Source organism: Cytophagales bacterium (assembly GCA_033344775.1).
Lineage (GTDB): Bacteria > Bacteroidota > Bacteroidia > Cytophagales > Cyclobacteriaceae > JAWPMT01.
In genome coordinates, this window is the sequence record JAWPMT010000005.1 from 2,827,054 (window position 1) to 2,850,705 (window position 23,652).

The 23,652-nt window shown below is 44.7% G+C and carries 18 protein-coding genes; 4 read left to right on the plus strand and 14 right to left on the minus strand.

Annotated features, from left to right (window positions below; all coding sequences use genetic code 11):
- Window positions 1–3: 3 nt before the first annotated feature.
- From R8G66_29465 to R8G66_29480, 4 genes are all read right to left on the minus strand, one after another.
- Window positions 4–2,988, minus strand: coding sequence for an amidohydrolase family protein (locus tag R8G66_29465; GenBank protein MDW3196541.1), 2,985 nt, complete (start codon window positions 2,986–2,988; stop codon window positions 4–6).
- A 59-nt stretch (window positions 2,989–3,047) separates the two neighbouring features.
- Entirely contained in the window at window positions 3,048–4,016 is a 969-nt protein-coding gene (locus R8G66_29470) for a phosphatase PAP2 family protein (protein ID MDW3196542.1), read from the minus strand.
- Between the two features lie 60 nt (window positions 4,017–4,076).
- A complete protein-coding gene (locus tag R8G66_29475; GenBank protein MDW3196543.1) occupies window positions 4,077–4,655 on the minus strand; it encodes a hypothetical protein in 579 nt (192 codons plus the stop codon).
- Window positions 4,656–4,741: 86 nt separating this feature from the next.
- A complete protein-coding gene (locus tag R8G66_29480; protein ID MDW3196544.1) occupies window positions 4,742–5,644 on the minus strand; it encodes a LytTR family DNA-binding domain-containing protein in 903 nt (300 codons plus the stop codon).
- 167 nt (window positions 5,645–5,811) lie between these two features.
- On the opposite strand from R8G66_29480, the gene R8G66_29485 reads away from it, so the two are divergent.
- Entirely contained in the window at window positions 5,812–8,571 is a 2,760-nt protein-coding gene (locus R8G66_29485) for a prolyl oligopeptidase family serine peptidase (GenBank protein ID MDW3196545.1), read from the plus strand.
- 123 nt (window positions 8,572–8,694) lie between these two features.
- Here the strand turns inward: R8G66_29485 and ggt are convergent, their stop codons facing one another.
- From ggt to R8G66_29500, 3 genes are all read right to left on the minus strand, one after another.
- Window positions 8,695–10,407, minus strand: coding sequence for a gamma-glutamyltransferase (gene ggt, locus R8G66_29490; protein MDW3196546.1), 1,713 nt, complete (start codon window positions 10,405–10,407; stop codon window positions 8,695–8,697).
- Window positions 10,408–10,495: 88 nt separating this feature from the next.
- Complete coding sequence (locus R8G66_29495) at window positions 10,496–11,857, minus strand: DUF4419 domain-containing protein (protein MDW3196547.1); 1,362 nt, start codon at window positions 11,855–11,857, stop codon at window positions 10,496–10,498.
- A 30-nt stretch (window positions 11,858–11,887) separates the two neighbouring features.
- Complete coding sequence (locus tag R8G66_29500) at window positions 11,888–12,391, minus strand: GNAT family N-acetyltransferase (protein MDW3196548.1); 504 nt, start codon at window positions 12,389–12,391, stop codon at window positions 11,888–11,890.
- A gap of 144 nt (window positions 12,392–12,535) precedes the next feature.
- Between R8G66_29500 and R8G66_29505 the strand changes: the two genes are divergently transcribed.
- From R8G66_29505 to R8G66_29515, 3 genes are read left to right on the plus strand one after another with little or no spacing between them, the layout of a single operon-like run.
- Window positions 12,536–12,850: a helix-turn-helix transcriptional regulator gene (locus R8G66_29505; protein ID MDW3196549.1), complete on the plus strand. Its 315-nt coding sequence runs from the start codon at window positions 12,536–12,538 to the stop codon at window positions 12,848–12,850.
- A 1-nt stretch (window position 12,851) separates the two neighbouring features.
- Window positions 12,852–15,530: an FtsX-like permease family protein gene (locus R8G66_29510; protein ID MDW3196550.1), complete on the plus strand. Its 2,679-nt coding sequence runs from the start codon at window positions 12,852–12,854 to the stop codon at window positions 15,528–15,530.
- 19 nt (window positions 15,531–15,549) lie between these two features.
- A complete protein-coding gene (locus tag R8G66_29515) occupies window positions 15,550–16,695 on the plus strand; it encodes a serine hydrolase domain-containing protein (protein ID MDW3196551.1) in 1,146 nt (381 codons plus the stop codon).
- A gap of 134 nt (window positions 16,696–16,829) precedes the next feature.
- Here R8G66_29515 and R8G66_29520 read toward each other — a convergent pair whose 3' ends face one another.
- The 7 genes from R8G66_29520 to R8G66_29550 form a co-directional block, all read right to left on the minus strand.
- Window positions 16,830–17,723: a GNAT family N-acetyltransferase gene (locus R8G66_29520; protein ID MDW3196552.1), complete on the minus strand. Its 894-nt coding sequence runs from the start codon at window positions 17,721–17,723 to the stop codon at window positions 16,830–16,832.
- Window positions 17,724–17,740: 17 nt separating this feature from the next.
- A complete protein-coding gene (locus R8G66_29525) occupies window positions 17,741–18,067 on the minus strand; it encodes a hypothetical protein (protein MDW3196553.1) in 327 nt (108 codons plus the stop codon).
- A 4-nt stretch (window positions 18,068–18,071) separates the two neighbouring features.
- A complete protein-coding gene (locus R8G66_29530) occupies window positions 18,072–20,306 on the minus strand; it encodes a DPP IV N-terminal domain-containing protein (protein MDW3196554.1) in 2,235 nt (744 codons plus the stop codon).
- 135 nt (window positions 20,307–20,441) lie between these two features.
- Window positions 20,442–20,861: a VOC family protein gene (locus R8G66_29535; protein MDW3196555.1), complete on the minus strand. Its 420-nt coding sequence runs from the start codon at window positions 20,859–20,861 to the stop codon at window positions 20,442–20,444.
- A gap of 92 nt (window positions 20,862–20,953) precedes the next feature.
- Window positions 20,954–21,880: a LuxR C-terminal-related transcriptional regulator gene (locus R8G66_29540; GenBank protein ID MDW3196556.1), complete on the minus strand. Its 927-nt coding sequence runs from the start codon at window positions 21,878–21,880 to the stop codon at window positions 20,954–20,956.
- 170 nt (window positions 21,881–22,050) lie between these two features.
- Window positions 22,051–22,554 (minus strand): hypothetical protein, encoded by a 504-nt coding sequence (locus R8G66_29545; protein MDW3196557.1) that lies wholly within the window; start codon window positions 22,552–22,554, stop codon window positions 22,051–22,053.
- Between the two features lie 76 nt (window positions 22,555–22,630).
- The gene (locus R8G66_29550) at window positions 22,631–23,650 is read right to left on the minus strand and encodes an alpha/beta hydrolase (GenBank protein ID MDW3196558.1); all 1,020 of its coding nucleotides are present in this window, start codon (window positions 23,648–23,650) and stop codon (window positions 22,631–22,633) included.
- Window positions 23,651–23,652 lie beyond the last annotated feature (2 nt).

Here is a 23,652-nt window from a genome sequence, read left to right on the forward strand (position 1 = left end):
AATTCACTCCCCCTTAATCAACCGTTCCAACTCAAACACTTCTCCATTCTTAATCACCATCCGGGTTTTACGGGCATTTCGAATGTCTTCTAATGGATTACCCTCGACAATCACCAAATCGGCGAGCTTCCCCACTTCAATGGTACCCAGATCATCTTGTGCATTAAGTGCCTTTGCGTTATTGATCGTGGCGGTTCTTAATACATCGATTGGTCGCAAGCCCGCATCCTGGTAATTTTCCAGTTCCACATGCAATCCAAACCCCTGTGGAATGATAGGCGCGTCTGTTCCTGCGACCACCAGACCTCCTTTTCGATGCACATCGGCTACCATCCGAATGACATTTTCATAGAGCTCATCGTAAGTTTCCTGATCACTCTGAATCTGTTCTGCAGAGGCACTGATGCTGGCCAGGTAGCGCAACTCTGTCAGTTCCTGCAAGCGGGCATCTTCCATGACACTTGGGTCCCTGGCAACTACATATTGATAACCCAAGTAAATCGCGGTGGTAGGGGTAAACCACATTCCTGACTCGGCCAATAGATTCGTCACGTCATCATAGGCTTGCCGGGTTTCGGAGAGTTTAGCAGAGTAGCCACGCCGGCTCGTTCCTTTGACGTGTTCTACGCCATCAATGTTAAAACCCACGGCCGGATACAGCTCATGAGAAGTCACTGGAATGCCAATACGATGCGCACCATCCACCACACGCTTCTGAAGCACATCCGGCAAACGCACATACGTCTTGATCAGGTCATAATCTAATAATTCCGCTTTCCTAAGTTCCTCATCGACCTGCTGCTCGGAAGTAGTGGTAGAGGCACCACCATAGAAAATCCGGTTACCATCGATCGGGCTTCCTGTAAAATATATCCTGGGACCAAGGGCTTTTCCCGATTGCATCGCTTCCCGTCGATTGAGAGCATCATACGGATCACCGGCAGGATTCCTGATGGTAGTCACTCCCCAGGAAAGCCAGGTCCGACCCAATCGCTCACCGTTTTCACTGCCTTCATGTACATGGATGTCAATCAAACCGGGCATTACAAAAGCATCAGACGCATCAATTTTCTGATCTGCTTCGCGCGACTCGTCATGAGCCGCTATTTCCACAATTCGATGCCCATCGATCACAATGTCAATGTCCTGCTTTAACGTATCACTCACAGCGTCGATGAGGCCTCCGGCATGAATGATCGTTCTTCCTTGTGCATGTTTTCTTTCCCAGGTGAGGTGCAGGGCTATCTTTTCGGCAATTTTAGTATCCACATTCAGTACCTTTAGTTGATCCGTCGCCATATAGAGTAATTTTTTCGAATCACCACTCCAGGTGGGGGCATCAGCCATTTCTTCCGTCAATTGAATGGGATCCCCAGTCGAATTTCCAAAGGAATCTACTGGCATCATCCAGAGTCTCCCTTTGGAGATCAAGGCCATGTATTCGCCATCTGGTGACCACACTGGACCATCATTCGCCCTTACACCAAATGACCAGTGTTCCGGTGCTTTTTGAACCCGTTGACGACCGCCATCCACCGAGAATAACATGACTCGATTTACCCCTTCTCGATAGCGGGTAGAATAGGGCGCTAAAGCAGACAGAGCGACTATTTTTCCATCCGGTGACCAGGTCGGTGTTCCTACACTGCTACCCACGCCTGCTCCTAATCGTTTTTGTTCTCCGGTTGCCAGGTCCAACAGGTTAAGTGTGCCGAATCTTGGACCATAACTCTTCGTAAAAGCGATCGTTTTCCCATCGGGGGACCAGGTCATCCCGGAGACGCTGCTACCAGTTGCCAGAACTTTGTTAGCATCCGATCCATCAGCATCCATGGTCCAGATACCAAAAGATCCATCTTTGTCTGAGCTGTAGGCAATTTGTTGCCCATCGGGTGACCATATTGGTAACCACTGTACGGCCGCATCATCAGTCAGTTGTACCAGATCTGGCCCGGTTTTTATCCAAAGGTCTTGTAATGCCACAAAGAGCACCGATTCGCCATCCGGGGAAATAGACGGATACACAATGCCTTTTGCCAGCTGTGGGGCTGCATCATCAAAGTCACGTTTTTTACGCTGATAAGGTGTCCGGTCCAATTCCACTTTGACCGAAAAAGGAATGGTCTGTTTTTCACCCTGCGCACTCAATTGATACATGTTCCCTGAAGCGGTGTAGATCAGCGAGCCATCGGACATCCAGGAATGTCGAAAAGGAAAAACATCTTCTCCTTCAGAGGACACGGTTTTTACCTCCTGGCTTTCAGCATCCACTTGTTTTAAGGTAGCGGTCACATCCTTGTGCTCATTGATTAGCAATTGGTTGCCATCCGGCGACCAGGAGGCACCTGTCAACTTACCGCTTGCAGTATACAGGGAAGTGCTTGCTCCGGATATTGCAGATCGCTTGACCAATTCGAAATTGCCATCCATCTCTTTCACGTAAGCCAATTCCTTTCCGTCCGGTGACCAGCTAGGTCCTGATTCATTTCCGTCAGCCGAAGTAACCGGCACCATCTGCTCACTGACAATCTGAAGCGTCCAAATGTCATAATTACCATTTCGATCAGATGAAAAGGCCAGTGTTGTTCCGTCAGGCGACCAATGTGGTTCACGGTGATCAAATTCCCCGGAGGTCATTTGTTTTATACCTGTTCCGTCTGTATTGACCGTATAAATGTGCCAATTTCCATCCCAGTATGCCTGGAAAGCGATTTTCTTACCATCTGGCGACCAGGAAGGTTCTCTTGCATTGCCATAGGGATCGGTGATTGGTATGCCCTCGCCTCCCGAGACGGGCATCAGCCAAATGCGCCCTAACAAATCATAGGCCAGTGTATCTCCACTCGGGGATAAAGCCACAGCCATGTTGGTCCCTTCGGTCAGGGTCAATTCCTTTAGTTCTTTCTTAGGCTTATCCTCCACAGGAGGGCCATCACATTGAGAAAAAACAATACCGCATATCAGCAGGAAGCATAATCCTTGACGCATTTATGAACAGGTTGATGAGCGTAGGAAGATACGGATTTTTGAGGAAACCCAAATGGCTCTTATTCCATCTGATATAAACCAGCCTGCTTTGAAATGACTATTCCCCCAACAAAGGCAATCACAAAAGTTAAATAAGTACTCATCATGGCAACTACGGGTAATTCATCCCAGCCGTGAGGTTCCAAAAACCCTTTGAGTATCATATCAATTAACACAAAATTGATGGAGACGATAACCACCCGACCTGCTCTTTTCCAAAAGCTACCTGAGTCCTTTGGGATACCCTGTTGGATCAGATAAGCATATATCGTAAGCAAAGCGAGCACCCTTCCTGCATTTTCATTGTGAATCTGCGAAGCGAATGGAGCGACTGTGGCAATAGGAATAATCAAAAAAGCTAATGGGATAAGCGTCCGCCATTCTGAACTTTCGTCTCTTAACAACTTACGTAATAAAACATGAGCAAGCCATAAGCCAAGCATACCAACCAATACTCCTCCAATCACATCTGCTAAAAAGTGCCGTCCGAGGTACATTCTGGAAAGGCACATCAAGGGTATCCAAAGCATGGAAAACCAAAGCACACTCCTGGAACGAAAAAAGAAGGCAATCGCTAGTAAGCATACCGTGGCTGAACTTACGTGACCTGAAGGTAGACCATAACTCCAATCAGGCTGCATACTAACCAAACGACGTGCTTCAATTGAAGGCAGATCCCAAAAACTTGTTCCTGCACCGCTCTCTTTCAAATCAAAAGGAAGCTGATAGCCTTCTGGTAATACTCGTATATCCACATCACTAGGCCGGGGAAACTGTATGGTCGTTTTTAAACTAAATGTCAACAAACCCACGATTATCGCTGCGATCATCACGGCCAGGCCTTTTCTCAGGTGGACTCCAAAAACAAGGCATACCATGATGGTACCGTAAACTTCGGAGTATCCTAGTTGGGAAATGGTCGTCATCAACCAGTCCATAGCCGGTGATGTTAATGATCGCAACCACAAAATCGGTTCAATTTGAAACATGGCATTTCAGTTTTTAATCCGGGCCTATCCGGTTCGTTGAAACATGAGATGTGATTGTAATTATTCTCTGGTCGAAATCAGCTTACCGCTTTCATATGAGCGACTGATCTGGGTTCCATCACGGAAAAAGAGTGTGCCAGCACCATGTTTAAGGCCTGCTTCCCAGGAACCTACATACTTCAATAGGCGATTGCCGGGCTCATACCAATAGGTACCCATACCCCACCTCTGACCATTTTTGAACGTTCCTTCATAATAGTCCCCGTCATCGTTATACATGCGGCCAAAGCCCTCTGGGGAACCTTTGCGAAAATGCCCTTCAAAACGATCACCATCCAGCCAGAGGATCTGACCAGCCCCTTCTGCTTTGCCATTCACCAGTGAACCTGAAAAGAAGGCATAGTCAAAGCCATTCTGAATCACGGTTAATTCTCCGGCACCATGAGCAAAACCTGATACACACTCACCGGTCCACCTAAAGGACCGATGTTCAAAGTTTTGGCTTGTCCAGCATTTACACTCCGAGTCGACTTCTACAATCCAACCCGCATTTTCAGTTGGTTTTTTGAAACGTACAGCGAAGTACAGGATAACCATTAAAGGGAATACCTGAACAATGATGAACAACAGGAACTTCATGGATTTCACAAGTTTCATCGCATCACATCAATACTTGCAAACTATCGTCTGTCATCGGAAGAAATAAATGGATGTTATCAACGGCTTTAATTTGTGACGAATTGACAGGAAGCATACTCATTTAAAGCACTTTTGAGCCACTTGATTTTCGGTCTTGCGACTGGGATTTTTTCCGGTTGTTTATCGATATGAACAAACAATCCTTGGGAGTTACCCTTTAAAGATGAGATCGCTTTGAGGTTGATCACAAAGGATCGGTGACATCTGAAGAATGCAGGGAACTCAACAAGAGCAGCTTCCATTTGTTTCATGGTTGCTCGATACAACAGGTTTTTGCTTTGACCTCTAACTTTTAGAGAGATGTAATTTCCTTCTGCGCTGATCCACAATAAATCATCGCTATTCAATAAAATTTCTTTTCCTTCCAGTGCCAACCTGACTGCTGATGAATTACCCAACTTGTGTGGCTGCTCTACTATTTCCCGCGACCAGTCATTCAATTCCTGGGCAATTTGCAAATGCCTTCTCGTCAATATATTGTAGCGGATCAATACCAGGAACCCCGATGCCACCAGGCCAATAGCCACCACCTTTGAAATGCCTGATACGAGTTGTTCAGGAGAAGCCATCAGGAATATGTTCTCCTCAACAAAAACAACCTGATACAGGTGATACCAAAATCCAATGATTAGAAAATTGTAAGAAAGGAAAATCAATGCTTTGACAATGGACCAATGGCTATCTTTAAAAAGTGTCGGGAATAATGTGGGTAGCACAATAAAGTTGACCCCCATGGTTATTGCCCCAATGACTATCACCGCTAAAAACTGGAAACTTTGATCAGTAATAGAAAAACCAAAGGGTTGTAATAAGATGAGGACAAGTCCTGCAGAAGCAGACAGGATCAAAATCGTGTTCCGCTTTTCTTCAAAAGTCTCTTCAAATGGATACTGGAGGTTAAGCCATGAGAAATTCATGCTAACAGGCATTGATCAAGTATTTAAAAATGCGAAATCATGCCTTCAATTCAAAATAGCCTTACTAGCTAAGGGCTTATTCCACCATTCAAATCGACATGATGGTACCCCATCAATCTCACGGCCAGAAATCACTGCAATTACAATTATCTTTCCCTTTTACAGAATTGACCTGAACCATGAAAAATCTTGTCCTATTTCTTCTGATTGCATCGCCATTCCTAGCCTTTTCACAAAACAAAAAGACCCTGGATCATTCGGCATACGATGAATGGCGTCGCATCAACAAAGACCTGATCAGCAATGACGGTAAGTATGTGGCCTATAGCACCAAGACCAATGGCTACGGCAATGAGGTCGTTCACCTGCACGAGATCAGCGGGAAACCTTTGGTTGCTTATGAGCGAGGATCCAACCCTACATTCAGTAACAATTCAAGCCACCTGATTTTCAAAGCTTCTCCTGATTATTATGACTTTCGGGACCTGAAACGAAAGAAAACAAAAGAGAAAGACCTCCCCAGCGATACGTTGGTCATCTACTCGATGGCAAATGGAGACATGGAGCGTTTGGCGGGGTTAAAATCATTCAAAGTGCCTGAAAAGTGGGACGATTATTTGGTGTACTTGTATGCGCCTACCATCGACTCCACCAACATGAAGGAGAAGAAGAGAAACAAGAAAAATGGCTATGACTTAGTGGTGAGAAACCTTACCAATCAATCAGAAGCCACTTTCCCCTATGTGCTGGATTACACCATCGCCGAAGAAGGTGCTGCTATTGCACTAACAACCACCGGAAATGATAGCACGTTGCTGCCGGGAGTATATGCTTTCGATTTCGATAGCCAGACTTTCGATCCGGTATTCCGATCCAAGGGAGAATACAAGCAATTGGTTTGGGACAAGAAAGGGGAACAACTTTCATTTATCTCGGATACGGACAGCACGAAAACGCTGCTACGAGATTATCACCTGCATTACTTCCAATCAGCCTGGGACAGCAGCAAAACCATTGCGAAAAGTGATCTGCTTCAGGACCTGATCGTGAATAAGGATTATAGAAATTCCTTCTCAGAGTCTGGTAAACGGCTGTTTTTCCAAACCAAGGAATATCCAGTCCTGCAGGATACGGCCTTACTCGCAGATGAAATCGTAAATGTCGAAGTTTGGAATTACAATGATCAACGACTTTTCACCCAACAAGAAAATCAGAAGAGCAATGACCTGAAATTCGGCTACGGAATCTACTACGATGTAGCCGGTGATCGTCTGGTTGAATTAGGTGGAAAGCCTTATTCTTCTGTTCGATTGAGTGATCAGGGTGATGGCAACAACGGTATTGCCATCAGTAACTACAACTATCGCAAGTTGAGGAGCTGGGAAGGCTACGTGCTACAGGACATTTATGATCTGGATGTTACGTCTGGCGAAAAAACCAAAATCGCAGAGGCTGTACGAGGGAACATTTCTCTATCCCCTAAAGGTGAGTACGCCTATTGGTACAACAACCTGGATTCTGCCTGGTTTACGTATTCCTTCGGCGATAAGGAAATCCGACAAATAACTACTAACGATCAGGTGGCTTTCTACAACGAGATCCACGACACCCCTTCCGACCCCTGGCCTTATGGTGTGATGAGCTGGACGGAAAATGATGACAAAATGCTGATCTATGATCGTTATGATATCTGGGAAGTTGATCCTTCCAATCAAGTGGCTCCTATAAGAATCACCAACGGACGGTCAGGGAAATTGGTGCATCGATATATCAGACTGGATCGGGAAGAGCGCTTCATCAAAAAAGGTCAGACGCTAATGTTGACTGGCTTTTATGAAGGTGACAAACACGCGTCAATCATGAAAATGAAGTACGGATCGAGCAAGACTTCCGAATTGATCTCCGGAAATTATCGGATTAGAAATTTCCAAAAAGCCCGTGATACCAATGCACTGATCTACAGCCAGGAAAACTTCCAGACCTTCCCGGATTTGATTGCTTCCGACCTCAACCTGAAAAAGAGTACTCGAATCAGTGACGTCAACCCACAACAGAAAGATTACAATTGGGGAAGCATCGAGCTGGTTTACTGGAACTCGTTGGAAGGGGAAAAAATGGAAGGCATGCTCGTGAAACCCGAGAATTTCGACCCGAATAAAAAGTATCCTCTTATGGTCAATTTCTACGAAAAGAGTTCCAACGGATTGCACAACCACCGCGATCCTTTTCCGCATCGATCTACCATGAACTATAGCTTTTATGCTTCCCGAGGATATGTGATCTTCAATCCCAATGTGAATTATGGCACAGGGTACCCGGGAGAAGATGCGTACAATTGTGTAATCCCAGGAATCACCTCGCTGATCGAAAAAGGATTTATCGATGAGGAAAACATTGGTGTTCAGGGGCACAGCTGGGGCGGTTACCAAATCGCGCACTTGCTTGCAGAGACGGACATTTTCAAATGTGCAGAAGCTGGGGCACCGGTGGTGAACATGATCAGTGCTTATGGTGGCATTCGTTGGGGTTCTGGCCTTAGCCGTATGTTCCAGTACGAGCATACCCAAAGCAGAATTGGTGGCTCACTCTGGGAGTACCCGCTGCGATACATTGAGAACTCTCCGATTTTCACGCTGGACAAGGTGAATACACCCGTATTGATCATGCACAATGACGAAGACGGTGCAGTGCCGTGGTATCAGGGAATCGAATATTTTGTTGGGTTGAGAAGACTCGGCAAGCCTGCCTGGATGCTCAACTATAGGGGCGAACCTCACTGGCCATTGAAAACACAAAACCGGATTGATTTCAATATCCGTATGTCGCAGTTCTTTGATCATTACCTGAAAGGCCAGCCGCTACCCAAATGGATGCGGGATGGTGTCCCTGCAACGGAACTGGGTATTAAGCAAGGTTATGAGTTACTGGATCAAGAGTAAAGAGGCTGGAGCCTCTTGCAATATGAACTTCTCGGCCGGAGCCAAGAAGTTGATCTTATTGAATAGGAAGATCCCGGAATAAATCCGGGAATTCAATTCCGCGTAAGTTAATTAGACAATAAATCAGTATCCTACGGCCGCTCCATCTGGTCTGGAGGAATCTGAAGCTCCGATCATGACGTTGTTCTCTGTGTCCACCTGAATGCCCATCAATGCACCTAATCCACCCCAGGGAACCACAGTATGGCCCATCGCTTCCAATGCCTTTCTGGTATCGGGTGACATAAGATTTTGCTCATAAGCAATGCGGTCTGGCAGCCATTGGTGATGAATTTTCATGGCTTCAATGGCTTTGTTCACTGGCATATCATAAGCCAGCACATTCAGTACGGTTTGGAAAACGGTATTGATAATGGTTCTGCCTCCTGGGCTTCCAATGACCAAATACGGTTTCCCGTCCTTGGCGACAATGGTTGGGGTCATGCTGGAGAGCATGCGCTTTTCAGGTTGTATGAGGTTGGGGTCTGTTCCAACTTGACCAAAACTTGTGGTGATCCCTGGTTGTGGATTGAAGTCGCCCATTTCGTTGTTAAAAATGAAGCCCAGTGCATCAGCACCCATACCCGAACCATAACCATGTTCCAGGGTGTAAGTCATAGAAACCGCATTTCCGTCTTTGTCCATGACAGAAAAATGTGTGGTACTTGTTCCATCATAAAGCTGTCCAAATTTCGAAGAATCACTCACAGAGGCTTTCGTCATGTCAATGCTTGTAAATCGTTTCTTCGCATGTTCCTTCGAAGTGAGTCGGTCAAGGGGAATATTCTCATTAAAATCCATATCTCCCATGTGCTCTGCCCGGTCGGCAAAGGCCCTGCGCATGGCTTCTGCCACTACATGCACATAGTCCGCTGAATTGAAAGGAATCTCTTCAATCTTGGCCAGTTCCATGATGTTCATCATCTCCACTAGTGCTACACCCCCGGAGCTTGGAGGCGGCATTGAGTAGATCTCATAATCTTTATAGGTGCCTTTGATAGGTGTTCGTTCTACCGCTTCATATCGTGCCAGGTCTTCTTTGGTAATGATCCCATCATTCTCTTCCATGAACTGGACAATTTCCTTGGCCACTTTCCCTTTATAAAATCCATCATGTCCTTTGTCTCTGATGGCCATCAAAGTTTTGGCCAGCTCCGGTTGCTGCCATGCTTCCCCGAATGGTGTCAACTCTCCCTGGTCATTATCAAAGAAGTTTTGAAGGAAAGGAATGGGCGAGTTCGCCTTGAAAAAGCCCGCAGCACTAGCTAAAGTCCAGGTTAGTGGAAAACCATCTTGAGCAAGGTCAATGGCCGGTTGTACCAGATCAGCCCAGGGTAAGCTACCATATTTTTGATGCGCCTTGTAAAGCCCGGCCACTGTTCCTGGCACTCCGATTGACTTGGCCCCGATGTGGTTGACGGTGGAATTTCTTCCATATAGGTTAGTCCCTTTCATGACCTGCCCCTCTTCATCCATAAACATTTCAGGCGTTGCGGCCAGTGGCGCTTTTTCCCGGAAATCGAAGGTCGTGGCTGCGCCAGCCGCATCCATGTAAACAATAAAACCTCCTCCGCCAATGTTACCCGCCGTAGGGTGAACAACAGCTAAAGCGAAAGCAGTAGCTACCGTAGCATCGATCGCATTCCCTCCCTTCTTCAATACTTCTACACCTACTTCAGAGGCCAGTTTATTGGCAGAAACCACCATGCCATTTTTGGCATGAACCTGGGCTTTCGAAAGATTAATCTGCAAACAAATGACCAGAACAATAAGTACGAAACGGGTAAGGTATTTCATGATTTTAGAGATTCCACAGTGATTGATTGAACTCGAAAATATTGGAATTGAAGGCTGATTCCAAGTCGGAATACAGAAGTGGTCGGACTCATATCTCCTTACCCTCACCGTAAATCTCATTATCATAGTTTAATATCACCATGGTCATGCTACCCTTGAATTTCTCCTGAAGGTCCTCGAGCATTCCTTCTGGCACAATTCCATTCATCGTCAACCTAGTGGCTTTAATGCACTCCAATTCTTCCGGATATTTTATCTCTCGCTTGAAATGTAAAATCAGATCTCCAAATTCTTCTCCTGATAATAATTCCTGAGGAAATTCTTCCAGTGAAAAGTACTCTCTCGATTCTCCTCCTATAAATCCGTTGGGGCGTTCTTCTGGAATGCGCTTATCTGTTTTATCACCAACTAACCAACCGATTTCCGGACGTAATCGCATGGTTGATGGATCCTGACTTAATCCTACGAACCCTGCAGTGAATTCTAAATGTTGTTCTTTTAACACTTCCCCTGTAGGATCGGCAATTCTTATTTTGAAAGGGATGATTTTTAGTTCCGGGGGCAATTCATTAAAGATCTTTTCTACAGAAAGCTTTTTTAATTCCTTTCCGATGATTCTTCGCCCGGTTTTATCAAAAGGGTAGAAATTCATGATCCAACCATCGATCACCTTGGGCTCACCATATTCTTTTTTGGTGTGGACCTTGAACATGTTCATCCAAAAGTCAGTGGCAGTCACTCCGTCAGCGGAAGCCTTTATCTGGGTAATGATTGGCTCAATATGATCAAACCACCAATCCAGGTCGAACTTGCGGAAATAGGTCAGTTTTTGCAAAATTTTGTCCCAGTCTCCGGATGTCCCCTGCAATTCAACACTTGGAATACCACAAACCAGTGAAAAAATGATGTATTCAAAATAGGGACTCATGGCATCCATGATCATCAGATCGCCTACGGTACATTCCTCTTGCGTACTTGCACTAAAGTTGAGCCGGAACTGATCAATAAATTCCTGATCGAGATAGTCTTGCGTCAAATCCACAAATTCTGCCGCAATTGCTTCCCAATCCGACTGACCAAAACTGACTTTATCTCTACTGATCTCAAGGCTTTTTTTCTCGAGCAGCTCTGGGTAATATTTGGTAACACTCCCCATACTCCGATACAAGTGCATGGATATTCCTTGCTGGATCAAGAGCCAGATCATTTCTGGAGAAATTGTGAAAGGTCGATGTTCAGCATATGCCTGATACATTCCTGCAATGAAGGTATGAGAACCTAAATCCACCAATTTTGATGGTAAATCACAACTTGCCTGAACGTTTTGTCCATGCTTTGCCATCAAATCATCCGAATTCACCTCTGGCAATAATTCCTCCGGTCCCGAAAGCTCTTCTATTTCGATAATTCGGGAATTTCTGGTTTTTAATGTGCTTGTTGTTTTGGACATTTATTCAGGTTTTTGAAGCTTCTTCAGGTACTATTTAATCAATTTTTCCATGATCAACTCGTCGTAAAAACGATCATTGTATCGAAGTTCCTGATTTAGCATACCTACGCGCTGAAACCCGAATTGCTCATACAAGTTAATCGTAGCAGTAAGTTCGGCATTTACGGCCAATTTGATCTTTCTGATTGTTCCGATCGCTGTGAGTTTCTCAATAGCCGCTGACATTAAGAGCTTTCCAATTCCTTTCTCCCTGTGCGAAGACTGCACATATAAGCCAAAGACATTGGCCACATGCCTGGACTTGATGTTGGTCTGTTGGATCAATACCACCATTCCTATCAGTTTATCATTTTCCAGGGCAAAAAGCGCGTTTTTGATTCTTGTTTGCCATTCTGCATCAGATATGTTCTTTTCTTCTTCATAAGAACTGCCAAAAGCAAGGGGTTCTTCCCTCAATGCTTCCAACCGAAGATCACGACAAGCTTTCCAACGACTTTGTGGTAATTCCTGAATCTCAATCTTTCTGGCGGTCATTCATGCTGAGTTTATGGTCATCAATTTTTGCATAATAGGATCAAAAACCAAAGCGATCACAATTACCTAAACAAATATTTACCATATTCGTATATCCTAAACGAATGTTATCTAAATAGCATTGCCACAATTGATCAACAAACTATGAATCCTACTTTGGGAGCCCTGGAAGAAATAATTCTCTTACTCGTCCTTAGAGAAAAAGAATCGTATGGAGCAGAGCTGGTCAAGCTTTATATCCAACAACTGAAAAAAGAAATCACGCTACCTGCGGTGGTGATGGTCCTGAAACGGCTGGAGAAAAAAGGCATGCTGAAGTCGCATGTCGGTGAACCTTCCAAGGCAAGGGGTGGTCGTAGAAAAGTGATTTATGAGGCCACAGAATTGGGTTACCGTACGGTTGAAGAAACCATGAAGGCCAAAACTCAAATTTGGGACATGGTACCAAAATTTTCCTGACATGAAGCCTGAATATCCACGTCCTCCCAAAATCGCTTACTGGCTGCTCAAATTTTTTTGTCGCAAAGACTATTGCGACGAGGTGGCTGGAGACTTGCAGGAAGTCTACGAATGGCGTTTGGCCAATAGCAATCGTAGGGTTGCTCAATATCGGTATTTTCTGGATGCTTTTAGTGCCATTCGATTTTATCGAGGCGGACGAGTAACATCTTTTCTTTCAAAAGCACTGATTTTCAGTTTCATCAAGAGTGCCTTCCGGAATTTCAAGCGTCATGCAGGGTACACTGCACTTAATGTTTTTGGACTTGCGGTAAGTCTTTCTGCTGCATTGTTCATCCTCGAGTATGTATCAGAAGAATTGAGTTATAACCACAGTTCTCAAGCGGATCAACTCTATCGCGTCTCTAATGATTACTATCGTTTCGGAGGTATGATCTACGAAAGTAGCATGACCTTTTCGGGAGTGGGTCCGGCAATGCAACAGGCATTTCCTGAAGTGACCGAATTCGCCCGATTGTATAGCCCTACTTTGAGCCGAGGGGGTTCAGTTGTACTTACACGACCAGATGCTCCACAAATCAATTTCAAGGAGCACCAGCTCTTTTTTGCTGATCCCGCTTATCCGGAATTCTTTGATTTGGACATTACTCATGGCTCTAATGCATTGAACAAGCCTAACACTTTAATGATCACTGCAGCACTGGCCGAAAAATATTTTGGAAGCATCAACTCCGCCATTGGTCAGCTTTTGCAATATGATGATGGCCAGATGAGTCACGGGTTGATTGTCAAGGGAATTTTTGAAAAGCCTTCCTTTCCCTTGCAAGTAGATGCGGACATACTTGTTTCTTACCCCACATTGGAGATGTACAACCCTGAGAGGTTCGTGAATGATTGGGGAGGTAATGCGTTCATCACCTTCGTGAAAGTTACTGAAAATACGAACCCGGTACAGATTGAGGAAAGTATGAGTGAACTCACCTTACGTTATAAACCAGGCTATCTGGAAAAGAATGAACAAGGTGAATATTTGAGGGTCAATCGATATTTTTTGGTGGGAGTCACGGATATTCATTTGCATTCCACTTATCAAAATGAAGTCGGGCCAATGGGTGATGCTACTACCATCGAGGTATTAAAGATCATCGCCATCTTCATTGTGATCATTGCGTGGATCAATTTTATAAATCTAAGTACGGCAAAATCCGTTGATCGGGCACGTGAAGTAGGCGTGAGAAAAGTGATGGGTGCACGAAGACTTGAATTAGTTATGCAGTTTTTTACGGAGGCGGTACTGATCAGTAGCATGGCTATCCTCATCGCTCTGACGCTGGTTTTCTTCGGTCAGTCCTTGTTCAATCAGTTTGTAGAAAAAACACTTTTACTTGACAGTATTGACCTTCAACGTTTCGGCTTACCCGCATTACTCATTTTTCTGACTGGGACAATTCTTTCTGGATTTTACCCTGCCCTCATTCTATCTGCTCATCAATCCATCAATGCACTGAAGGGTAAATCGAAAGTCAGTTCGGGCCACTTCCTGAGGCGCGGGCTTATTGCTTTTCAACTCCTGTTCAGTTCCTTGCTCATCATCGCAACCCTCGCCATCAATCAACAGTTGGCCTTTATGAATGATCAGGACATGGGATTTGATATGGATGAGGTCTTGATAATGAAAGGGCCAGTCATCAGTGAATCACAAGGACGAGATAAAATTCCAAAGATCGAATTGTTCAAACAGCAGGTTATGAGCATTCCGGGAGTAAGCCAGGTAGGAACCTCCACAGTAATTCCTGGTCAGGGAATATTGCGAGGAATTGCCATTTCGCGAATCAAGGAAAGTGAAGCAGACATGAAATCCATTGAGCGGGTAGTGATCAGTAATGGCTTTCTTTCTGCGATGGACGTCACATTTATCGCAGGTCAGGATTTTAATGCCAGCATGAAAGGCTATGAACCGATCATTCTCAATACATCAGCGGCCAAAGCCCTGGGATTTGATGATCCGAAAGCATCCCTTGGCCAAACACTCTTTGAGTTTACGCGCGAGGAAAGGAAGGTTGTCGGAGTAATTCAGGATTATCATCACGAATCATTGAACCGGTCCATCGATCCGATGTACTTTGTTCGCCATGCCGCATTCGATTCATTTTATGCCATTCGACTTAATAGGGATCAAGTAAGTACAACACTGGCCAAAATTGAACAACAATACCTGACTTCCTACCCGGGGAATCCAACAGAATACTACTTTTTGGATCGTTTTTTCGCCAAACAATACAAGAAGGATGAAGTCAATAGAAAAGTATTCAGTGCTTTTGCGCTCATGGCCATCATTGTTTCTTGCCTGGGCCTTTATGGATTGTCTTCTTATTCAGCCTTGCAGCGAACGAAGGAGGTTGGAGTAAGGAAAGTGCTGGGAGCCAGTATTTCCGGACTTTTTATGTTGCTGTTAAAAGAGATCTTCTTGCTGGTTGTGCTAGGTTTTGTCATGGCCATTCCCATTGCCTGGGTCGGGATCGATAGCTGGTTAAGCGAATTTGCGTATCGGATGCAGGTTGGGCCGTTATTATTTCTACTACCACTTTTACTGATTACGGCAATCACCTTAGCCGCCACAGGTTCACGCATTTTGAAAGTAACCCTGGCCAATCCAGTACAATCATTGCGATATGAATAAATCAAAGGTCAAAACTCATATGAAGAAATCACTCATCATCATTGTCAGTATATGCCTGACCCTGGGAACCCTGGCCTGGTCGACCCGAACAAAACCAATCGCCCTGCCCTCAATTCCTGTTCCTCAAAACGTCTACGAGACTGCATTGCAGGAGATTGATTTGACTTCCAAAATGGAACGTTACGGTGTTCCCGGAGTAAGTCTGGGAGTGGTAAAAGATGGAAAGCTAGCATGGGCCAAAGGATATGGCCTGATTCAATTAGGGCGGCCGGAAGAAATAAATACCGCAACCATGTTCTCGGTAGGCTCAGTGAGTAAAGTTGGTGCGGCAGTCATTACTTTGAAAATGCAGAAGACCGGCCAACTGGATATTGATACGGATGTGAATCAATACCTGACATCCTGGAAGGTGCCTCAGAATCAATATACGGAACAAGCCTCTGTTACACTTCGCCGAATCATGTCCCATACCGCAGGCTTAACAGTCCATGGATTTGCCGACTTTGACCCAGAGGAAGAGCTGCCTACTACGGTACAGATATTGGAGGGCAAATCGCCTGCAAAAAGTAATAGGGTTTATGTGAATATTCCCATTGGTCGCCGATTTCGGTATTCCGGTGGTGGAACAACCGTAGAACAGCTAGTCATTGAGGATATTACAGGAAAGTCCTTTCATGAAGTTACTTCAGAGATGCTCTTTCAGCCATTGGGTATGTCCAGAAGTAGTTATCAGAATCCCTTACCTGAGGAAATGGGAAACATTGCCAAAGCCCATAACAGACACGGGCATCCGGTAGCTCTGCCCCGAGGCTATCAAAGCATGCCCGAAGCAGCGGCTTCCGGGTTATGGACCACTCCTTCTGATTTTGCCAAATTAATGCTCATGTTGATGGAGGCTTATGAAGGGAAACATTCCTTCCTGAATCAAAATTCGGTTCGCGATATGATGACGTCAGTTTACCCGAGTGAATACGGTTTAGGTCCAAGGATTACAAGGAATGGAGACGACATCATTTTTTCGCATGGCGGTGCCAATGATTGCTACAAGGCTCACTTCAGTGGTTCAATTTCCCAAAAAACAGGGTTTATCATCTTCACAAATGGAGCAGGAGGACATCAATTGATCCGGGATTTGCAGCCCGTTTTTGAGGAAATGCTTTATTAGGGTGTACAGATTACAACTCTAAGGTAATTAGGTTTGAAAGCCTCAGAATCCCCTAACCCCCTTTAACGAAAAGGGGGATTATTTGCCTCAAACCCACTGATTGCCGCTCATTTGACAATTCTTGCAGAATAACATTAAGCATGCGACATGATCGGGAACATCCATTGATTTTCCTTGAAAAAGTTGGATTGATCTTGAAGCATAAACAATTGATCTTCTCCGGTAATCAGGCTCTTTTCAAGTCCCGAAATATCGAGTGGTGTAAACCCTAATTTGACTTGATTAATATTGCTGGAAGAAATCTTCTGGATCACCTCATTCAAATCAACGCCCCGTTTACAGAATACCTCGTGCAATACTAAAGTGTCTCCTTCCTGATCAGCAAAAACGATGGTTTTCAGTTCCTCTAACAGGTATATACTTTCCTTCATGAATGACATCCCATAAAACAGGATCATCGAAGCATGATCACGTACGGAAATTTTGGATACGGGAACGGATTGATTTACGGTCTCTTTCAACAATGCCAAATCGTCGTTGTTTTCAATATTTAACTTTCTGAACGCGGAAGTTGAATCGGAATTGACTGACCTTGAATATTGATATTCCTCCAATGACTCGAATCCAAACTTCGGATAAAAGTCCAAGACAGAATCATTAGCAAAGAGATAAATGAAATCTGCCTGACCTTTCCAATCTTCCAGAACCCTTAACAACAGGTATTTATTGAGTCCTCGCTTGCGATAGGCTTCATCGGTCATGACTGTCCCGATTTGAATGCCGAGTTTGGCCTGACCATTGATAACGAACTCCAGTCGGTTAATAGAGACATTGGACACGACCTCTTTTCCATCAATCAGCGCATAAGGAACATAATAGTCTCCCCAATAGCCTGACTGATACCAATCTTCCAGGCTGAACCCAAAGTGAGTTTCAGTCATGGAATTGAAACTCTTTCTCAGGACCTCATCGTGTTTGAAGTCCTTGATGAAGTGATAAGAATTGTCCTTGATAACTAATTTCTCCATATTACGAAGTACGTAGTTTATCCCTTTTTCAGATCAATTTTGACCGAAACCACTCTGCCATTCTCTCGGGTTACTTCCGCATCATCTTCTTCTGCCAGCATATCTAAGAACTGCTGGGTAAATGGATTATTACTACCCCGCCTTGCCCATGTCTCCGTCTGTAAGAACATATGTCTTGCATGATTAATCGGCAGATCAAACTTCTTTGACAACAGCTCCATACAAAAATTCGGGCTTGCTCCGGCACATAGCAGGTCTTCAACGAATGCACTGATTTCATCCTTGGAATCCTTAAGCTCTCGTCGCGAAATGCGTTCTAGTAATGCCTGATCCGGTTTTTTCAAGGGCTTATTTGTTCAACGGCAAATTCTCCAGGAAGAAGTTGTAGATCATCGTATACAAATGTCTACGGGTGTTCTGCCCTTCGTAAATGCCATGAGTTCGATTGGGATATGCCATCATCTGGAACTGCTTGTTGTGTTTGATCAGCTCATTCACCAACATTTCCGTGTTCTGGTAGTGCACATTATCGTCTCCGGTCCCATGGATCAGTAGCAGCTTTCCTTCCAGCTTCTTCGCATGTGTCACTGGTGATCCCTGTACAAAATCTTCCTTATTCTCCTGTGGTAAGCCCATGTAGCGCTCCTGATAGATGTTATCGTAAGTAAGCTGATTAGCCACTGGAGCTACGGAAACACCAGTTTTGAATAATTCGGGATATTGGAACAGCAAGTTCAGGGTAGAAGATCCGCCTCCACTCCAGCCCCACACGCCTATTCGATCTTCATCGATATAAGGGAACCTGGCAATTTCTTTGGCCGCCAGTCCCAGGTCCGCAATGTTCACTCTTCCAATCTGACGATAGATGGATTTTCTCCAATCAGAGCCTTTCAGACATGGTGTGCCTCGCGGATCAATAGAAATCACTACATAGCCTTGTTGGGCCAGCATGATATTCCAAAGGCCGATATAGGAATCCGTGGCCATTTGCCCGGCAGGTTCTCCATATACGTTGAATATGACCGGGTATTTGGTGTTTTCATCAAAGTTGACTGGCTTGATCAAGCGGCCATCTACCGTAACTCCTTGTTCGGTTTTGACCTGAAAAAACTCAACTGCAGGCAGGTCCAATTCAGCCAGTTGCTCCTGATACGTGTCATTGTTCACTATCGTCTTGATGGTCTTGTGATCAGGAAGAGAAATCAGCCGAACATTACCAGTTCTCAAAGCACTGGAATGGGAATGGAAAGCATACTTACCATTCGGTGAAATGTTGTAAGTATTGATCCCCGTGAAAGAAGCCGGAGTAATCCTTTTGTCTTTTTTCTTGCCCCCCAGGTCAACTGAATACAGATAGCGCTGGGAGTTCTCATCAGGAGAGGCGTTATAATAAACCGACTTTTTGGTGTTTCCGGCAACAACAGCGACATCATAGGTACCTGTAGAAATCAAGGTTTTATCCCCGGACGTAAGGTTGATTTTATAGATGTTTCTCCAGTCATCTTCTACCATTCTTAAGACCGACTTTCCTCCTTCTACCGGCCTCAAATCGTTGTTTTCTCTTCCGGCTTTTGATCGGTCCGGGTAGCGAATATCTACCCAGCTTTCTTCTTTTTCTTCGTACAACAAATTAGTGACTTTGGACGTGGTATTGTATATCCAGACTTTCAGGTGATTTTGTTTGCGATTGAGTTGTTGGATCAGCAATTGTTCGTCACTTAACCATTGGATCGCAGGGATATAGTTCTCGATCGTACTTCCTTCTAGTTTCACCCACTCCGTGCTACCGGATTCCGTATCAACAATACCTATTCTTGCTGAAGAGGGGTCTTCACCCACTTTTGGATATTGCACCGGGACGATTTTCGAGTACACGTCATCTGTGTTATTGATCATGTTGAATACACCAATGTTCGAGGCATCAATCTGCCAATAGGCAATCATGGAAGCATTGGGACTCCATCGAAAGCCATCTCTGTTACCAAATTCTTCCTCGTATACCCAATCAAATGTTCCATTGATCACTTCGATGTTACCATCTTTAGTCAGCATGGTGACTTCTCCTGTCGTGAAATCCTCTTTGTAGATGTTGAATTCCATGACGTACGCCACGTAGCTGTTGTCGTTGGAAAATTTCGCAAACATCAATGAAGAAGCTGGAAAATCCTTCCCGATCTGAGACAGGTTACTTGTCGACAAATCATATACCCAATAATCGCCTTTGGTATTGGATCTCCAAACCCGCTTGGAATTGGTGAAGATCAGCACCTTGCTTTCATCATTGGACAATGAAAAAGACTCTATACGCAATGGTGTACTCTGCCCATTTGGTGTAAGCTGTACACTGGAAAGAAATATCGACCGTTCTGCATTAGAAGAGCTGTATCGGATCATTTCGTTTTGCCCCTGATCGTTTCTTTCGATGATGATGAACGCATTACCCTCTTCAATCCAGGTAGCGGGTCGCTGACGATCTTCTCGAAATTCGCCGGAATAAAGACGATCGATCGACAACTGACTGTCCTGGGCCTGTAATGCAACAACGGTTAATAAAGTGATAAAAAGGGTAGAAACGCGTTTCATTTTGATCAATTACGATGGAATGGGTAAATGTGCGGCTAAACTCAACAGGTTTAGCCAGTTCGCCCAAAAGTATCTGATCAAGTGAGCCTATGCAAGTTTCAATGGAGACGGCCGCGTTCTAATAGCCGTCTTTGATCAAGCATAGCTATTCCGCTCTGTTACTTCTTCACTCAGGTATTGCACAAATTCATATTCATTTCCCTCCTGATCCATGAAATATTCCCTGATCCGGAATTTTTCGACCTGTTTCGGAAAGCCGTGTTGGTAACCTGCTGCCGAGAGATTTTCTGCAATGGTTTCTACATCCTCCACTACAAAACCCAGGTGATTGATGCCTGCCCGATAATAGTTCTTTTCTGTTTTGGGGGTTAGGTCCAGTGCCTGATTTAGGGCTAGGTAGGTATTGTCATCTCCTAAATGAACCCATTCGTGCACCTCTTTCCCTCTTCCTCTGATCTTGAAATGCGGAAAAGCGGTTTGAAAAAAATGTATCGCTGCTTCAAGGTTTAGAACGGTGATGTTAGCGTGTTCAAGGTAAATGCTTTGTGTACTCATAATCTTTCTATCTGTTGAGTACAAAGGTCAATGAACGAAGCACCCCATAAAACGGACCTAAGTCCAAATTGCTACCTGTACTTTGGTACAGTTCATCGTCTAAGAAGGCCTCGCTTAAGGCAAATATCTACCGCTTCAGTACGGGTACTGGCGTGGAGTTTGGACAAGATCGAGGTTACGTGAAATTTTACCGTGCGTTCAGCGATGTAAAGTTGCTCTCCAATTTGCGCATTTGTTCTTCCCTGCTTGATCAGGGCAATCACTTCAAGTTCTCTTTTCGTCAGCGGCAGCTCAGGATAATGAAATTCCTGTTTGCGATCTGGCTGATGATGTTCCTCCACCTCCTTCGCAATGTCCTTCAATTGATGCTGTAGCTCCTCCACTTTTGTAAGGATCGCTTGCTGATCGTCAGCTCCGAATTCGAGCATCTTCCGCATGTCCGTCAACTGTTGTTGAAAAACACGCGTGATTACTTTCTGAAAATTGATCTCAGTGGATTCAGCCCCTCCAAAATAGGTTTGTTGTAAACGGGTCCGTTCAATGGCTGAGCCAATCAATTCACTCACCGTATTAAGTAATGACAACTCTTGCTCATCAAGCTGTCTGGAGGCTTGGCTTAGCAAATTCATCAAACCTACTTTTTGATCGGCAATCATGATCGGTATCGTAGCGTGATATAATAAACCCCTGGTGTCCGTCTCCAGGTCTACGAGTCTTGAACATTTGATCTCACTGATGTTGATCGCTTCTTCCATCTCATCAGAAAGGTATTGCTTGATGCACCAGCACCACCCCGAAAGTCTTTCTGGATGATTACTCAAGGCAGGAGGTAGTTGATAAGAAGCTGCGAGGTAAACGGATTTTTGATCAGGTTCAGTTAGCCAAATCCAACCGGATTCTACCTCAAAGATCTCCACGGTCTTTTTCAGGACACTGCGCAACGCAGCCGGCAAGGCATACTCCCTGTTCAGGAGCCTTGCAATTTCGTACAGATGGACGTGATGGCTTTCCTCAATCATAGCAACACATGCTAAAGATATGGGGAAATTGGTATTGAGTCAGAATCTACATTAGTTGTTTTGAATATTCCTAATCCAACTCAATCAAGAAGTAAAGTTCATTGGTATGAACAACGTCATTCCATTGACCAGCGAGTCCTAGTGGCCAATCAGAAAGCGCGAGACCCAAATCAGCCTTCTGCTTTTTTTCTTAGCAGGTCAAAAAATTCCTGTGCTGCATCCTTGAATGCTTCAAGGTCAAAAGCGTCGCCAAACATTCGTTCACCCTTTTCAAGATCCCTGATCAATTCTCCTTCTTCGAAATAGTAACGACCTTCAAAGCCAGTTTCCAGGTCTTTGGCATAATCCCCCCCGATAAATTCACCTTCTTCATATTTCTTCGCAAAAGTCCTTTCTACCTCAAAACCGAAGAACAATTCACTGTCTTTCAGGTAATATTCAATTTCCACATTTCCATAGGAAAGTCCGACCCACACAACAGCCTTGACGAGAATATCTCCTTCGAAATAACCAGTCAGTGTGGCTCCTCCATCGGTCATGTGTCCAAGCACGTCTTCATTTTCCAATTGAACACGCCGGGTACTTATTGAATTGATTCTATTGTATTCTGCTCGGATACTCAAAATATCTTCCTTCTCTGCCTGAGCAAATACCATCATTGAATTCAGAAGCACGAGTGCAGTGATAAAAAATCGTATAGCCATCATCGAAGTTTTGTAATGGCTAAATTTATTAATTCCTAGCTTCTCATCAATTCCTCTCAATAAAATCCTTAATTGCCGCTACATATTCCTGAGGTTCGTTGCTCATGGGCGAATGTGCGGATTGATCAAAAATGATCAATTCGGAGTTAGGAATACGGCTATCCGCGGAAACCCCTAATGCAGGAGGAACTACAAAGTCGTACCTGCCCCAAAGCAATAAGGTAGGCACATTGATTTCACCTAATCGATCCGTGAGAGAAGTCACTTCACTTTCCGCATTATAAATCTCGCCCGAGAGCAAGTTGGCAAACCAGGTACCAACGGTCAGCACAGGAATACTGAAAAGCCCATGACTGAAATTGAGGTCCTCATCTGCTTCAGCCAATTGATCCAGCAATGCTTCGCTGCTGTGTGCCAATTCATTCAATCGACCACTTTGTTCGAAGGTGATGTTGGTGATATCCAGACTTTGTGCATAATCCACACGTTCTTGCCACTCGCTGACATTCCTATCGGCGGCTATTTCCTGATTCCCTATCTCAATGAACATTTTTGTAAGTTCCACATTGAGCAAAGGGATGTCGTGCGCGCCAGCCACTTCTATCCACCCAGCCACTTCATTTTGAAGGTTGGTGTTGAGCAAGGCATGTGTTCCTGTAAGTCCACCCCAGCTGTGGCCAAGCAAAAAGACGTTGATATCCGCACCATACTTCTGTTTCAAGAACAGGGTCAAGGCATAAATGTCATCGGAATTGGTTTGTAGGGTCACATCGCTTTGATCATAATTTCCTCGTGAGGCGCCATGTCCTCGTTGATCCAGGTAAACCACCGCATAGTCTTCTTCCAACATATCTGCAGCAGCGCCATAATTGTAGACATATGAGCCTCCGCCAGGGCCACCGTGTAGCAACAGGATAAAATTATTACCTGCCAAATTGCCATTGACCTCTACCGCGAGATCTGCATTGTTGTGGCGGAAATAGAACCGGTTGTATTGATCCGTTTCAGGGTCTGTACAGCCAATGAATACAAGAAATAAAATGATAAGGTATGAATATCTGATCATGA

Bases quoted from the DNA above. Each gene is read 5' to 3' on its own strand.
- R8G66_29465 (MDW3196541.1), bottom strand. From the start codon at position 2,988: ATGCGTCAAGGATTATGCTTCCTGCTGATATGCGGTATTGTTTTTTCT.
- R8G66_29470 (MDW3196542.1), bottom strand. From the start codon at position 4,016: ATGTTTCAAATTGAACCGATTTTGTGGTTGCGATCATTAACATCACCG.
- R8G66_29475 (MDW3196543.1), bottom strand. From the start codon at position 4,655: ATGAAGTTCCTGTTGTTCATCATTGTTCAGGTATTCCCTTTAATGGTT.
- R8G66_29480 (MDW3196544.1), bottom strand. From the start codon at position 5,644: ATGCCTGTTAGCATGAATTTCTCATGGCTTAACCTCCAGTATCCATTT.
- R8G66_29485 (MDW3196545.1), top strand. From the start codon at position 5,812: ATGAAAAATCTTGTCCTATTTCTTCTGATTGCATCGCCATTCCTAGCC.
- ggt (MDW3196546.1), bottom strand. From the start codon at position 10,407: ATGAAATACCTTACCCGTTTCGTACTTATTGTTCTGGTCATTTGTTTG.
- R8G66_29495 (MDW3196547.1), bottom strand. From the start codon at position 11,857: ATGTCCAAAACAACAAGCACATTAAAAACCAGAAATTCCCGAATTATC.
- R8G66_29500 (MDW3196548.1), bottom strand. From the start codon at position 12,391: ATGACCGCCAGAAAGATTGAGATTCAGGAATTACCACAAAGTCGTTGG.
- R8G66_29505 (MDW3196549.1), top strand. From the start codon at position 12,536: ATGAATCCTACTTTGGGAGCCCTGGAAGAAATAATTCTCTTACTCGTC.
- R8G66_29510 (MDW3196550.1), top strand. From the start codon at position 12,852: ATGAAGCCTGAATATCCACGTCCTCCCAAAATCGCTTACTGGCTGCTC.
- R8G66_29515 (MDW3196551.1), top strand. From the start codon at position 15,550: ATGAAGAAATCACTCATCATCATTGTCAGTATATGCCTGACCCTGGGA.
- R8G66_29520 (MDW3196552.1), bottom strand. From the start codon at position 17,723: ATGGAGAAATTAGTTATCAAGGACAATTCTTATCACTTCATCAAGGAC.
- R8G66_29530 (MDW3196554.1), bottom strand. From the start codon at position 20,306: ATGAAACGCGTTTCTACCCTTTTTATCACTTTATTAACCGTTGTTGCA.
- R8G66_29535 (MDW3196555.1), bottom strand. From the start codon at position 20,861: ATGAGTACACAAAGCATTTACCTTGAACACGCTAACATCACCGTTCTA.
- R8G66_29540 (MDW3196556.1), bottom strand. From the start codon at position 21,880: ATGATTGAGGAAAGCCATCACGTCCATCTGTACGAAATTGCAAGGCTC.
- R8G66_29550 (MDW3196558.1), bottom strand. From the start codon at position 23,650: ATGATCAGATATTCATACCTTATCATTTTATTTCTTGTATTCATTGGC.